Here is a 14,715-nt window from a genome sequence, read left to right as displayed (position 1 = left end):
CTTGAGGGCATCCACGGCCAACGGTGTCCCTACCTGCTTCTCCGAGCGAGTCAGCCTTGGAGGAGCGCCGAAGTCCCCCAGCTCGAGCTGCGCTACACGGTCGGCGGCTCCACGCCCACCCATCAGCCGTAGCGAACGGCGCAACTCGGCTAGCGCCCTTACTGAGCGACTGTTCCATCACCAAGAGAGGACCTTCAGTGATCTATTACAAGGCCTGGATCGAGACCAGGACGTCCAGCGCAACCCAGTGGGAGCACCACGAACACCTCGAAGGAGAGGAAGAGGATGAGCAGCCGGGACTGTACTTCACCGACTCGGGGATGTGCGGCGGTACCGACGACCTTGCGCAGCAGATGCTGGACCGCTTCCTCGCCTGCGTACTGCGCGACTACCCCGACCAGCCAGACGTGGAGGTACGCGCCCACGCCCAGATCGACGAGCAGACACCTGCCGAGCCCCCCGCGATCCGCCAGGCGTCCAGTGACGCCATTGCGGAAGCTCGTGAAACCCTACGGCTGAAGTCCCTTGCCCAAGGACTGCGCTCTGCGGGCACCCAGGTGTTCACCGCTCGTAGCCGCCTCCAGAAGGCAGTCGTGACGGCGCACGACCAGGGGCTTGACCGCTTGACCATCACCACCGCTGCCGCTCCGGAGCTCAGCGCAGACCAGGTTGCGCGTCTGATCGACGCTTCCGTGCTGTGCGGCGAGGTGCGCGCTCTGGTGCGTTCACGTCCAGCGCTCGCCGCGCGGACCTCCGTCCGCGACGGGGGCCTCCTCGGAGTAACGGTCAAACTGCTCTGGACCACCGAGGACGAAGAAGCTGAAGAACTGCGCGAAAGGGGTTGGAACGAGACGATCGAGGAATACGACCGGCAGCTAGCCAGCACACTGCTCACCGCAGCGCGCAACGACGCAGGACAACTCCTTGCTCTTCTCTCTTCCCAGTTCGAGGTCCTCTCCCAGGGCGGCCATCCCGCTACGCCTGAGTGGATGGCACCGGACACCCTCGTTTACCGGTCCGTCGCCGTGCGGCACGCCGGGCAGACAGACTCGAAGGCCAGCGCGGCATGAGCAGCGGAAGAAGTCCGGAGGGCGGCCGCGTACGGGCTCGGCCGCCGCACCGCACTCGGCGGCCAGCCAACGATCAGTCGCGTAGGCAACACTGCGGGGCAATACACCTATCCGGTTGGGCAGTTGCCTTCTGGTGAGCCCCGTGCCGGTCATGGGGATCGGACATGCCCTCATCGTGTCCTCTTGTCCATCTCCTGCGGAGCACGGACCGGGGCGCCGACCCACGCGCCGTGTATGACCTGCCCGAGGGGGCGGTAAGGTCGCCGAGATACCGTGGCCTGCAAAATCCGTTGGCTATCGTGGGCATCTGATCGGTTCTATGGGCGCCCATCTCATCGCGGCGATTCATGCCTGCCGGCCTTACGAGCGCAGGGTGCAGTCGAGGGTGAAGGCTGCGACGGGGACACCCTTGAGGGCTTGCTGTGTATGGGCCTGATGCTGCTGGTGCTGGTCAACGGATTTGAGCGTGTGCTGGGTTGCGGGGCACGACCGCCGCTTAGCAGGCGTCCAGCGGTCGCAGTCGAAATAACCGGTCAGCAGGATGCCTGCCGTGCGAGGGGTGTTCAGGTAGCGGTCGACGAGTTGGTGTTCCAAGGCTGTGGGCAGTGTGCTGTTCCAGCAACCTTTGCACTCGATCACCAGTCTGACCGGATCGTGGCCGCTGCTTGGCGGGGCTGGTACCTCGATCTGGATGTCGGTGCGGCGACCGGACAGACCCGGGCGGTCGAGTTGGACTTCACGATTGACGACCACACGGTAGCCGCCGATGTCCTGCAGGAGAAATGCGGCGAGGATGTCGCTGAGGTCTTCCTCCCAACAGGGCCACCACTCGGCTTGTGCCGCGGAGGACTCCGAGCGGTTCCACAGGGCGATGCTCAGGCCATTGGGACGACGCAGGGCGTGTTGAAAGCGGCCAAGAGCCTCCAACACAAGCGACAGAAGGTGTCCTTCGTCGGTGACCCAGCGGCGTTGGTTCGATTCGGCAAGTTCCCTGAGCTGGGGCGGCGTTACCGGGGCGTGAAGGGATCGCGCGGCGGCGGTGGCAGTCTGCCGGGCGAGCTGGCGTAGACGCCACAGTCCTGTTTGGGAGGCCAGACGGCGCAGTTGGTGGGCGGCTTGCGGCGTGTTCTTTGCCTGGAGGAGCGGTGGAATGGATCGGATCAGCTCGCCAAAGTGGTCCTCGCCGATCCAGCCGGAGCTCAAGGGAGGGTCAAGAGCTTCCGCTGGTGCATGGCGGGCGAGCGCGAGGTATAGCTCGGCGAGGGCTTCCTCGGTCAGGCCAGCCAGCTGGTGCGGCTGTGTGTAGTGGTGCACGAGGCGCTGGCCGAGTTGGCCGATGTAGGACCTGGCAAGCACCTCGACGTTCAGACGTTTCTGCACGAGCGGCCACAGTTTCGGGAGCGCCGGACAGTACAGAAGGATCTGCGCTGCCATGAGCCATCGGGTCAGGGTTTCGGGTGTCATGGCCGGGTTCGAAGGGTTGAGGTCTAGGGCCGCCTGCAGGTGCGCGTGGGCGCTGGGGTGGCCGGCGAAGGCCAAGGCGCTGGTGACGCCCTGCCAGTGTTCAGGGTCGCGGTCGGGGTGGGCGGCCCAGACGGTGAGAGCGTCGACGGCGTCCTGCTGTGTGTGGGCGACGAGGTGGCGGGCCATGTCATGTGTGGTGGCGGCGTCGGTGTGGGGATCGCTGAGCACGTCGTCAAGCAGCGTGATCAGCGCGGGGCCTGCTTGTTCAGTGCAGTAGGGCAGGAAGGCATCCCGGACGGCTTCGCCGGGGGATGTGTACGCGTTCGTGGTGGCCAGGACGAGAGCCCAGCCGGCCCAGTGAGCAGGGGTCGTCGAGGGGAGTTCGTCCGGGGTTCCCAGTACTGCGAGAGCACTGAGCTCCAGTATCAGGCGCGGATTGGCGCGTCCGCCATAGGCCAGCAGGTGCGCTGGCAGTGGCGGCGCAGTCATAAGCACCAGTCGGGCAGCAGCTCTCAGCTCCGCATCGAGGTCGCTGCCCTGCCCCGGACGGGACGGGGCGTGGTGCGCCCACAGGAGCAGCGGATCCTCCCACAGGCGAGAAGGCGCGGCTCCGTCGTGGGTGCATCTCATCTGGTCGATGACGGTGCCCCAGGCGTGGCGGATGGTCTCGGGGCTGGCGGTGTGAACGGCGGCAAGCGCTTCGCGTAGCCGTGTCTCGCTGTAGACGCGACTCTCGTCGCGAGTGGTGGCGGGTTCTGGGGCGGGGGCCGGAGCCCAACGCTCGGTGATCTGCCGGAGGGTGGGATGGGCTCGGCAGGCTGCTTCTACCAGAGCTTGTAGATCAGGGTCGGTCGGTGGGGTTATGGATACGACTAGCCGGGCTAGTGCGGTTGGCACGTCAGCGAGTTGTTCCCAGTGCCCCATCCAGTAGAACGCGTCGTCGTAGGTCGTCAGGCCGCCACGTGGCACCGCGCTCCATACGCGGATGAAGTCTTGCTCGCCGAGGTGGGTGAGAAGGTGGAGTGTCAGGGCACGGCGGAGGCTGTGCTGGGTGCGCAAGGCATCGCCCAAGGCCTCGTGTTCGGTGCGCCCTTCAGGGCTGTACAGCAGATCGCTGTGGTTGGCCAGCGCGATGAGCGCCTCGCCGATGACGGTCTCGGGATGAGGCAGTCCAGGAAGGTCATCGGTACCGGCCAGGGTGACCGCGCGACTGATCAGGCTGGTGGCCAGGACGATGCTGCGCCCCGGTAGCGGCCGCTGAATCGTGTCGCGGGCCCACAGCAGAGCCTCCGCGGTCTGGGCTGCGGCCAGCTGGGCGGGGATTTCCGAGCGCAGTACCCACGCGCGGCCGTAGTAGTCGGCAGCCGGGTCACGGAAGAGGTCGAGACGTTCTCGCAGGGACAGAGAGCTGGGCCACAATCGGTGGAGAGCGGCAGCGACAACTTCCGGTGATGGGTCATCGGCTGCCACTTGCCTGACCCGTTTCACTGTCGGGACATCCGCGGGACGGAAGTCGGCGATGGCCCCTAGGGCAAGGGCGCGTATCTCCTCGGGCAGGCTGGTGGTCCCGGCGATCTGCAGCAGGGCATCCGTCAGCGCTGGATGAGGACAGAATCGAGCCACTCGCAGCGCGGTGTACACCACCAGCGTGTCCGCGTCCGGTCGCAGGCGGGACAGGAGTTGCTGCGGCAGACCGGGGTGTTCGAGGCGGTGCAGCGTGGTGTGGTCGATGTCGATCGTGTCATCTTGTTGGACCAAGCTGAAGATGGCTTCGACGACTCGGGCCCGGTCGGCTGCCGGCCGCGCGGGCAGGTCGGCCAGGAGCAACACCAGCGGATCATCGCACAGGAGGTCTTCGAAGAGGGTGCTGTCGGTGCCGCTGCGCCAGGCAGCCACCTCGCGGTGGGCCGGGTAGATGTGCCGCGCTGCGGCGTCTCCGACCCACAGCAATCCGTCCTGGGCGCGCGGGTCGAACTGGTGGGCATGCAGGTAGTGGGCGGCCAGGAACTCCTGGTAGCTACGGTGCCCGAAGGTCCACTGCAGCAGGCCAACAGGTTCGAAGAGATGGGACTCGGTCAGCCGCCGCAGCTCGTCGGTCGTGCACGGGACCTGGCCATCCAGCAGGCCGGGCTCATGCCCGCCTTCCAGCTCGGCCAGAGTGATCTCCCCGCGGCCGGGGGGCTGGTAGGAGTCATCGCTAAGCACGTTGTGTGCACCGAACTGCATCGCAGCAGCGACGCGAGCGGCAACCGGGAGCAGACGTTCCCCTGTGGGCTGAGCACGCAGTTCACGGATGTCGACAGGGCGCCGGTTCTCGGAACAAAAGAGCACACACGCCTGCCGGTAGGCATCTGCCGCGGTGGCCGGCAAAGTCCCGTGGACATGGTGGTATTCGAGCAAATGCAGGAGAGTGACGGGAGTCTTGGACAACTGGGTCAGATTCCGCTCACGCAACGCGGTACAGAAGGCATCAGCATCGAGACCGTAGTCGTCGGCAGCGACGGCGACATCGTGGGCGCTGAGCGGGGCCAGGATCATGTGCCGCACCTGAAGCGGCGACTGCCAGTGCCTGGTGAGTGTGTCTTGCAGGACGTCAGGCCAGCGTCCCGTGCGGCAGCTGAAACGCAGCCTGATGCTGCCTCGTTGGTCCACGGTGAGCGAGTCAACCCAGTCGGCGATCAGGCTGCCCAGGGCAGGCAGGACGTTCAAGCCCTCGTCGACGCTGTCCAGGAATACCCACCACTCCCCCGCTCCCCGGGCAGCGGACGTGGCAGCCAGAGCTGCCCGAACCTGGGACTCTGTTTGGAGCCGTCCCAGATTCACCCACCGCGTCGTGGCTCGCGCAGCCTCCAGCATCTGGTAATCCTGCACAAGCGCCACCGACTTGCCCGCGCCCCGCTCTCCGAACAGGGCGAGCACCGGCACGTCCCGCAGGTCCTCCAGTCGCCAGCCGTGGTCTCCTTCCGCAGCAGGTGCGCTTCTACGGTCTCGGCCTGGTGCCCACTCCCCCAGCGGCACTGTCTGACGTGCCCATGGGTAGACCGCTCCGGACAATGATGCTGTCGTCACAGCTCCACAGCGTAGAGTCCTGCACTGACATCGCCAACGACGGCGCTGGTTGACCAACGACGGGAAGCCGCCGGGGGGCGTAAATCGCGAACCTGCAGCTGGCACCACCCACTAGATAATCATGAAGGTCCGTGGCAGAAACCCCTGCTCTAATGAGTCCGGGGACCCCACCGAAAGTCCTGTGTCTTACTGCGGAAATGGTGCGCTGAGACCGGCCAACGCCCATTGGCGAAACCCGTTTCTCGGTTGCCGCCGTAGGGCCAAGTCGGGGAAAGGCTGACCGTGGGTCCAATCTCAGGGAGCTGTAGCAGGTAGTCGGCGTCGTCGGGGTGTCCCCTCACCCAGGTGATCTCGCTGACCGTCCAGGCGACCTGGTCCACGATCTCCATACCCTTGAGGTTGAGGATGCGCTCGGTCAGCGGGCCGACCTCATAGTCATCGGCCGGCCGCGCGGCGCCCATCACCATCAGCACGGCGATCTCTACGGAGAGTGGGAGAGCACACCCCTGAGGTCGAGCGTCGGCGCCGGAGGGAAGGCGGGGCACCGTGGGCCAGTCTCGTCGGTGCCCGGCGCTTGCGGAGCCTGTTTCGCGTGGCCTGCTCGGGGCTGTCGGCGTACACGTGAACGCACATAGCCGCGTACGGATGAACGTGCAGAGTTCTTGATGCGCTGAGTGCCGGCCCCCGGCACGCTGCTGCCTGTTGTCGAAGGTCGCAGAGAGGGGTGGGCCATGGTCTTGGATCCGCAGCGCTGGCTCGAGCTCCGGCGTTTTCGTGGTTTGGTGGAGTCCGGGGCGATGAGCCTGTCGGAGGTCGCCAAGGAGACCGGGCTGAACTGGCGGACGGTCAGCAAGTACCTGTCTGCCGACTCGTCCGCGCCGCCGCGCCGGATGGCGAGTGGTCAGCCGCGCAAGCGGGTGGTCGACGAGGTCGCTCCGTTGATCGACGCGATGCTGCGGGCGGAGATCCTGATGAAGGCCGCGGTGATTCACGAGCGGCTGGCCGCGGAGTACGGGTTCACCGGGAACTACCAGCGGGTCAAGCTCTACGTGCAGGAGGCCCGCCCGAGGATCGCGGAGGAATTGGGGATCGCTCCGCGGGAGCTGGCGGGGATGCATCGCAGGTTCGAGGTGATCCCGGGTGTTCAGGCTCAGGTGGACTGGGGCGATGAAGGAAAGCTCCTGGCCCACATGGGCGTCCCGAAGGTCTACTCCTTCCACATGGTGCTGTCGTACTCGCGTGATCCGTTCTGCTGCTTCACCACCAGCCTGGACCTGCAGACGTTCTTCGACTGCCACCGGCGGGCATTCGCGCACTTCAACGGGGTCCCGATGACGATCGTTTACGACCGCACCAAGACGGTCGTGCGCCGTCACGTCGCCCCAGGTGAGGCGGTTCCCCTGCATCCGGAGGCTGTCGGGTTCGCCGGCCACTACGACTTCGACATCGATGTCCTGGCGGCCTACCGGCCCCAGGGCAAGGGCCGCGTCGAACGCCAGGTCCTGATCGTCCGCGACCACGTTCTCTCGGGCCGGGCCTTCTCCTGCATCGAGGAAATGGACGCCGCCTTCACCGCCTGGGTGCCAAAACGACGAACCCACACGCACCGAACTCACCAGCAGATCATCGGCGAGCGGGCAGCTCGTGACCACGCGGCTCTCAAGCCGTTGCCACCCACTCCGTATCTGGTGGCCGAACGTCATCTGCGGCCGGTCGGCAAGGACTGCCTGGTCGCCTTCGGAGGGAACCTCTACTCAGTCCCCGCCACCAAGGTCCGACCGCGTCAGCTGGTGGAGATCAGAGCCACGAAGTCGCAGGTCACGCTGCATTCCACCATTGCCGACTCCAGCGGCGAGACGCTGCTTGCCAGGCATCCACGGGCCGTCGGACGCGGCATCCGTGTCGTCGAAGAACACCACTGGGACGGCCTGCCCACCGGCAAAGGACGCCGGACCACCACCGGCGACGCCTTGCCCGGGCCGCGTCACGATCGCCCCCCGGGCGAGGAGAGCGGACCGCTGCAAGCCCTCCTCAACCGGGCTGCGGCGACCCGCGTCGAGGTCGGCCGCCGACCGTTGTCGGTCTATGACGAACTGACCGGGACCCGCCCTTTCACCAGTAACCGAGCGACGAAGGAACCGTCTTGAGCGAGCTGACCGGCAACCGCATCCGCACCACGGCGACCAAGCTCGGCCTGCCCCACCTGGCGGAAACCATCAACGAGTACACGCGGCGGGCGAACGAGGGGAAGATGGGCTACCTCGACTTCCTCGACCTGGTCCTCTCCGAAGAACTCGCCGTCCGCGACGACCGCCGCTTCCGCCAGGGCCTGCGGCTCTCCCGGCTGCCGCACCACAAAACCCTGGATGAGTACGACTTCTCGTTCCAGCCCGAGCTCGACCCGCGCAAGATCAAAGACCTGGCCACCCTGTCCTTCGTCGAAGCAAAGGCCAATGCCGCCCTGCTGGGGCCGCCCGGCGTCGGCAAGACCCACATCGCGATCGCGCTGGCGGTCGCGGCCTGCCGGGCCGGCTACTCGATCTACTTCACCAGCCTCGACGACATGGTCCGCAACCTCAAAGCCGCCGAGGCGGCCGGACGTCTGACCAGCAAACTGGGCTCCTACCTGCGGCCGAGCGTTCTCGTGGTCGATGAAGTCGGCTACCAGCCCCTCGAACGCGCCGAGGCGAACCTGGTCTTCCAGGTCATCTCAAAGCGCTACGAAAAGGGCTCCATCATCCTGACCTCGAACAAGACCTTCAGCGAATGGGGCCAGGTCTTTGGCGACGAAGTCCTCGCCACCGCCATCCTCGACCGCCTCCTGCACCACTGCGAAGTCGTCGCCATCAACGGCCCCAGCTACCGGCTGAAGAACCGTCTCAAGGCCATCGAGCGCGAGACGGAAGTGGCCTGATAAGGGAGTTCAATCCTGGCTTAGTTCCTCGCCCGGCGGGATGAAGGCGTCGGCGCTGTCGGCATCGTCAACATGCCCGTGAGCATCCATCGTGATGGCCGTTGCCCGGCCCTGCGAGGTGATCAGCCACGCGAGTACCTGTTCCGTCAGCGGGGTGTTCCCCGGGCCCTCGTCCTTCCAGTGGGCCCGCCACCCGCCACCAGGCACTGCGGCTACGACCTGGTCGGCCTTCTCAAGGTGGGAGAAGTCCTCGTAGTCCGTGACGGGACGCATGGCGCCTCGCTTCGGGTCGACGACAAGCGCCGTTCCAGTTGCCGGGTCCCATGCCTCCACCCGCACCATGCGGCCGATCTCGGTCTCGGTGCCATTGAAGATCGCGGTCCAGCCGGTCTGATTGAAGTAACGAAGGTCCACCGCACCATCCTCTCGCATGGCGATGAGCGCAGCGGGCGGCTACTTGCTCTGCACGTTCATCCGTACGCACCTCTGCACATAGGCAAGTACGCCGACAGGGGCCCCTTCCCTTTCACGGGTACAGGGCTGGGGCCGGGCTGTCGGCTTCTAGTTGGACGAGGAATCAGAGGTGGACGGTCGCCGCGGCGACCCCTCGGGGACTGCCGAAGACGATGATCGGCTGGCTGTCCTGGCCGTGGGGGGCGGGCGGGAGCACCGCAAGTGCCGTGACGGGGGCTGCGGTGACCAGCCGCAGTATCTCTTCGCCGGTCTGGCAGTCCCACGCCCGAATGGTGGTGTCGTCCGTGCTGGCGCTGAGCAGCAGGGGCTGGCAGTAGGCCGGGTGGTGCAGGACGGTCAGGGCGGTCACTTTCCCTCGGTGGCCTTGCAGAACAGGCAGAGCTTCCCTGCGCGGTGCGGTGGGGTTCCACAGTCTGATGGCGCCGTCGGCGCCGCCGGTCGCCAGGAACGGGCCTGGTGCGGCGGGTAGGGCGATGAAGGCCAGGCTGTGCGCGCTGCCGATGCGCTGGGGCAGGCGGGCGTGGGCCGGTTGGCCGGGGTGCAGCAGGCGGACGGTGCGGGTGGCCACCGCCAGCAGGGGTGATTCGCCGGCGGGTGCTGCGGCCAGAGCACGGATGGCGCCGTCGGCATGCAGTGTGTCCCCGCCTGGGGCGTACTCGTCGTCGAGGGTGTAGTAGACGAGACAGGAGTTGCTGAACCCTGCGGCCAGGACAGGGGGTTGCGATGGTGCGGTCGGCAGGAAGAGCAGGGTGCGTGCATGGCTGCGGCGGGGGTGGTTGAACGGTGTCTGCAGGACATGGTGGTCGCCTTCTTCGGTGAGGATGCGAAGGCTTCCGTCGCTGTAGCCGACGGCAAGGGGCGTGGGACGGCGGTGGGAAGCATTCTCCGGGGCGGCCAGGGCGGTGATGTGGTGGCCGGGAAGGTCGGGGCCATCGTGCGGGTATGACGTCGTGCGCCCGGTTGTGGGAGAAATCTCCATGAGGGTGTTCGCGTCGTAGCCCGTGATGAGGCGGGGCGGGCCGGTCTGTTGCGGGAGGAGGGCGACATGGTCGGCGTGCCGGTCGGCGCTCCGGTTGTCGTGGGTGTCGTCGCGGGCGGGATCCCAGAGCCGGATGGTTCCGTCCATGGAACCGGATACGACGAGTGGTTCCCTGTCCACCCGTAGGACGGCCAGGCCGCGGATGGCCTTGGTGTGTTCGGCGGGCAGTGTGTAGAGCTGTTCTCCGTCGTCGGGGTCGACCAGGGTGATGCTTCCGTCGACTCCGCTGCCGAGGACCAGCAGCCCGTTGTAGGCGAGGTCGGGGAAGTGGGCCATCGACGCCACGGACCGGCGGATGGGGGCATGGGGTTGTGGTCGTCTGGTGACGGGGTCGAAGATCCGCACGCCTTTGCCGGAACGGGAGGCGATGGCAAGACGAGGCTGGCCGTGCCGGTCGGTGAAGGCCTGCAGCGCCGAGGTGCCCATGCCCATGCCGGGCAGCTGGCCGGCGCTCTCGAGGGTGTGTGCGTCCAGCAGCGGGATGTGTGAGCCGTCTTCTCCGATGGCCAGCAGCGTCTGGCCGTCGAGCAGCGTGATGGTCTCCAGGGCGTGGACGGTGGCGGGACGGCGTTCAAGCGTGCGAGGGCGTTCGCGCACGATGGCTCCGGTGTAGGGGTCTATCGTGAGCACGCCCTGCGGCGTCGCAACGGCCAGCACGGTGACCCGGTCCGGTCCGGTGAAGGATGCGATGGCTCTGATGCGGCCGTCCAGCAGGCTCCAGATGCCTCCGGTCTCCGGGTCACACCGCCACAGGCCGGCATCGCTGCCCACCACAAGGAGCGGGGTTTTCCTCCGGCGTGTGCTCAGGACGGTCATGGCGCGGACATAGGGGCCGAGGTTGGTGAAGGGTGCACCGAAGGGGACTCCGGTGCGGGCATCCCACATGGTGACGGAGCCGTCGACGTGACCGGCGGCCACGATGGTCGATCGGTCCGCGCTGCGGAAGGTGACGAGCTGGCAGACGCCGCTGGGGGCACCCGCGAGGATGTTGTTGGGCAGGCGGAGCCGGTTCCAGCGGGGTACCAGTGACGGCGGCCGGGGCAGGGTGTCGGGGCGCGGCACGGGTTGAGCGCTGTCCGCCTGTTCGGCCAGTGCCAGGCTGTCGGCCCGTGCGGCGGGCGGGGCGTCGGCCAGGAACGGCTCGATGCGGGACCATGCGGCCAGGCGCCGAGTGCCGGCCTGAGCGGTGACGGGAAGTCCCAGGGCGCCGCGGATGCGGCCGTGGGATTCGAACGGCAGGAACGATGCAGGGATGTGCGCGTCGTCGAGGACACCGCCCGCCTCGGCGTGGGCGATCAGGTGACGGCGCAGGTAGGGATGCGGCGGCTGCTGGGGTGCGACGGCAAGCAGACGGGCAAAGGCCTGGGTCAGATGGGCGTGTACCTGGGTGCTGCCGGTGTCAGGAATGTCGTCGAAACCGGGCAGGGCCTGCTCGACGAGCAGGGTCTGGGGGGCGGTGCGCAGGGTTTCACTGACGCGTTCGTGGATGGGCCGGTAGACGGTTCGGCCGTCTTCGATGGCGGTCGTCAGGTATCCGGTGAGGCGGCTGTTGCGCACCAGCCGGATCGTCGCTTCCGGGGCGTCGCAGCCGGGTTCGAGGCCGTGCACGGCGGCCGGCCACACGGTCGCCCAGGGCAGTCCGGCGCCCAGTGCGAACGCTGTGGCGCGCAGGACGGCCAGGAGGTCCTCGGGCCTGGTGCGGGTGTGCTGGGCGACGTCCGCGAGGTCCTGCCGCAGCAGTTCCTGGGTGCCCTCGCGCAGTTGGCGGCGCCATGAGGCGTCGTACGGCGCGGGCAGAAAGGCGCGGGCGTGCAGTTGCTGGGCGGCCAGCCGGGCGTCCAGGAAGGAAGGGGTGACTTCCTGTGCGACGGCGGCGGCGACGGCGGCAATGGGCTGGTTGCTGCGGTGGACCAGCCGGGATCCTGTGACGGGTTCGGCGTGCAGCAGGGCTGCGGTGTAGGCGGCGATGTCCTCTTGCGCACTGTCATCGTCGGTGCGCAGTGGGGCGGTTGCGTCGGTGGCCTGCCGGAGCAGTTCGAGGAGGCCCCGTTCGGCGTGTGTGTCCCTGACCGGCAGGGTGTGGCGGGAGGGGGGTGGTGAGCTGCGGATGCCGAGGATGAGGCGGACCGCGTTTTGGCCGTGGCCGTGCAGGGCGGCGAGGGGGCCCAGGACGTCCGTGATGATGCGGCGGGGGGTCTTCGCTTCGTCAATACCGTCGACGACCACGGTGAGCGGCCGGCCGGTGCGGGCCAGCGTGGTGCGGGCATGGCCGCGCAGCAGCTCGGAGGCGTCCGTGCCGGCCGGCACGGGCTGGCCGGTGAGTGCCCGGTAGAGCGCGGCGGACAGTTCCTGCGGGTCGGTGTTGCGGGCCAGCACCGCGGCGTCGATGGCTCCGATGGGCACCCGCAGTTCCTCTGGGATCGCTGCCAGGTAGGGGCGGTAGACGGGGTTGTCGCAGAAGCGCGGGTCGCTGAGGGTGACCAGGCGGGCGAGCAGCGCGCTTTTGCCAGAGCCGGCCTGCCCGGTGACGATGAGCGTGCTGTCGCTGCCGGCGAGGAAGGCGTTCATGCGGGTGACGAGTGCGGTGCGGCCGGTGAAGTACCAGCCCGCGTCACCGGACATCTGGCCGCTGGCCCTGGTGATCCAGTAGTCGTCGACGTCGGGCCGTGTCCATCCCAGTTGACTGCGGGCGTCTTCCAGCAGGGTGGTATCGGTGTAGCCGGGGTTGGGCAGGCAGGGGCTCAGCTCACGGGCGGCGAGACGGCGGCTGACGCTGCGAGGCGGCCACAGGACGTGAATGTCGGCCATCTGCGCTGGATCCCACACCGTGTCCAGGATGGTATGGAAGTCTTCCCAGCTCAGATGGGAGCGGGCGTAGCCGTTGGCCTCGTCGGCGCAGTGGGCGTGGACGGCCGCCAGGGCTGAGGCGAAGGCGCGCAGGCGGGGTGTGCTGTCTTCGTTGCCTGCGGCCAGGACGACCAGCGAGCTCAGGGCGTGCCGGTCGGGGTGCAGGGCCTTGAGGGTGCGGTCGAGTTCTTCGGCGAGGCGACCGGAGAAGCAGGAGTCGACCATGACCAGCACGTGCTCGGCCGGAGAGTCGAGGGCCGCGGCGATGAGTTCGGCTGTAGGGAATGCGGTAGCCAGGGGCCGGTCGGTGTGGGTGTCGGGCAGACGGAGGAAGTGCTGCGGTCCCGCAGGGGCCAGGCCGTGGCCGGTGAGGTAGATGACGAGGGCTTCGTCATCCGCTGCGCCGATGAGGTCCTTGTCGATAAGGAACGTTCTCAGGTCATGAACGCTTTGCAGTGGTTTGGGCGGGTGGGAGGGTGTGAAGCGGCGCTGGTCGTCCAGGCGAGAGCTGTTCCACCAGTCCTTGACGACGGCGACCTGGGCGTCGATCCCCTCGCGGAAGGCCCTGCGTTTGGCCGGGGTGCCGTCGTCGTAGTCGCTGACGGCGATCACGAGGAGGTGGCGCTCGGAGGTGGCGGGGGCGTGCTCGTCGGTCATGACCAGGTGGCGGTGACGGCGCGAGCGACGGGGAGGGTGCGCAGGTACTTGACGGCGGCATGCGGATCGAGGCGGCCGTTGTCGACCTCGATGTCCCTGACCTGGTCCGCCGCCAGGGCCAGGCCGGCGGCGCCGGTGACGGCATCGTCCGGGTCGAACACGTTGATCCACCGCAGGTGGGGTGCGATCTGCGTCAGCCGCCCGTCGGTGATACACATGCCCCGCTGGACGGTGGGGATGGCCAGGGGCGAGCCGCAGGTAACGAAGGTGTGCACGGCCGCACCCGCCGTGCCGGGCGCGGCGATCTCACCGTGGCGGAGGAGGTCGTAGGCGATCACGCTGCCCAGGGAGTGGCCGATCAGGACCGTGGTGTGCGCGTCGGCGCTCTCCAGGACGTGTTTGCGGACCAGGCTGGCCAGGTCGGGTTCGGTCAGGTAGGTGTTGACCTCACGCAGGGACCGAATGAGTTTGCTGACCCGGCCGCCGGGATTGCGCCGGTCGTAGGCGATCGCACGCTGGGTGATGCTCGGCGGCACCTTGACCAGCCCGAGCGTGGTGGGGTCGACCTGCGCGGCGTAGGCGCGTTCCTGAGGGGTGAGCAAGTCGTCCAGGGCCTGGACGACGAAAGCCTCCTCGTCTGCGGTGAACGGTGTCGCGTCATCAGGAAACGCCGTTTTCGTGCTCAGTCCGCCCTCGTCATCGGCCAGGAGGGCCGACCAGTGCGGCACCTTCAGCACCGGGGCGAGCATGCTCTCCGTCGGGGGCGTTGCACCGCCGTGGAGCAGTTTCACACCGCGATCGAGCGCATCGCGCCAGCTCTTGGTCAACTCCCGCTGTGATGTCTTGCCCTGCCCGATCCCGTGCACCCCGAGCACATGCTGCTGCCCCACCCGCTGCCCGCCCTGTCCCCTTGGTCCGCTGTGCTGGGAGGACACTCTACGGGTACGGCCGCCTCTCAACCCGAGCACCAACCACTCGCCCACAGGGCTAAAGCACGCGCGCCTACGTAGAGCTGCAGCCCTCCCCCCGCCTGCCGACCGGCGTGCTGGCCGAGCGCAGCGACTGGTGCAGCCCGGAGCCGACGCGCCGATGACGACGGACACCGTGCACGACGCCCCCGGCTCCATCGCCTCGTTGCTTGAACGGGAGACAAGCAACGCCTGCCCGCCATCTCGACGAAC

The 14,715-nt window shown here is 67.7% G+C and carries 8 protein-coding genes; 3 read left to right on the top strand and 5 right to left on the bottom strand.

Annotated features, from left to right (window positions below):
- The first annotated feature begins 197 nt into the window (after positions 1 to 197).
- A complete protein-coding gene (locus tag ACK8N7_RS37290) occupies positions 198 to 1,070 on the top strand; it encodes a hypothetical protein (RefSeq protein ID WP_500445602.1) in 873 nt (290 codons plus the stop codon).
- A gap of 360 nt (positions 1,071 to 1,430) precedes the next feature.
- Here the strand turns inward: ACK8N7_RS37290 and ACK8N7_RS37285 are convergent, their stop codons facing one another.
- Positions 1,431 to 5,459, bottom strand: coding sequence for a hypothetical protein (locus ACK8N7_RS37285; protein WP_500445600.1), 4,029 nt, complete (start codon positions 5,457 to 5,459; stop codon positions 1,431 to 1,433).
- Positions 5,460 to 5,752: 293 nt separating this feature from the next.
- The gene (locus ACK8N7_RS37280) at positions 5,753 to 6,076 is read right to left on the bottom strand and encodes a hypothetical protein (protein WP_500445599.1); all 324 of its coding nucleotides are present in this window, start codon (positions 6,074 to 6,076) and stop codon (positions 5,753 to 5,755) included.
- Between the two features lie 258 nt (positions 6,077 to 6,334).
- Here ACK8N7_RS37280 and istA point away from each other — a divergent pair, with 258 nt between their 5' ends.
- Complete coding sequence (istA, locus tag ACK8N7_RS37275; RefSeq protein ID WP_500445597.1) at positions 6,335 to 7,750, top strand: IS21 family transposase; 1,416 nt, start codon at positions 6,335 to 6,337, stop codon at positions 7,748 to 7,750.
- A complete protein-coding gene (istB, locus tag ACK8N7_RS37270) occupies positions 7,747 to 8,517 on the top strand; it encodes an IS21-like element helper ATPase IstB (RefSeq protein ID WP_500440290.1) in 771 nt (256 codons plus the stop codon). The genes istA and istB overlap by 4 nt, the downstream gene beginning before the upstream one ends.
- A gap of 9 nt (positions 8,518 to 8,526) precedes the next feature.
- Here the strand turns inward: istB and ACK8N7_RS37265 are convergent, their stop codons facing one another.
- The 3 genes from ACK8N7_RS37265 to ACK8N7_RS37255 form a co-directional block, all read right to left on the bottom strand.
- Entirely contained in the window at positions 8,527 to 8,931 is a 405-nt protein-coding gene (locus tag ACK8N7_RS37265; protein WP_500440289.1) for a hypothetical protein, read from the bottom strand.
- Between the two features lie 163 nt (positions 8,932 to 9,094).
- Positions 9,095 to 13,534, bottom strand: coding sequence for an AAA family ATPase (locus ACK8N7_RS37260; protein WP_500445595.1), 4,440 nt, complete (start codon positions 13,532 to 13,534; stop codon positions 9,095 to 9,097).
- Positions 13,531 to 14,424 (bottom strand): endopeptidase, encoded by an 894-nt coding sequence (locus ACK8N7_RS37255; RefSeq protein WP_500445593.1) that lies wholly within the window; start codon positions 14,422 to 14,424, stop codon positions 13,531 to 13,533. Before ACK8N7_RS37255 ends, ACK8N7_RS37260 begins: the two co-directional genes overlap by 4 nt.
- Positions 14,425 to 14,715: the final 291 nt, after the last annotated feature.

Origin of the sequence: Streptomyces griseobrunneus (genome assembly GCF_046713465.1) — a bacterium.
Taxonomy (GTDB): domain Bacteria; phylum Actinomycetota; class Actinomycetes; order Streptomycetales; family Streptomycetaceae; genus Streptomyces; species Streptomyces microflavus.
Note: the sequence above shows the minus strand (reverse complement) of the source record. Positions and strands in the feature narration are given on the sequence as shown.

Excerpts from the sequence above, each read along its gene's own strand:
- istA (WP_500445597.1), top strand. The coding sequence starts at position 6,335 with ATGGTCTTGGATCCGCAGCGCTGGCTCGAGCTCCGGCGTTTTCGTGGT.
- ACK8N7_RS37260 (WP_500445595.1), bottom strand. The coding sequence starts at position 13,534 with ATGACCGACGAGCACGCCCCCGCCACCTCCGAGCGCCACCTCCTCGTG.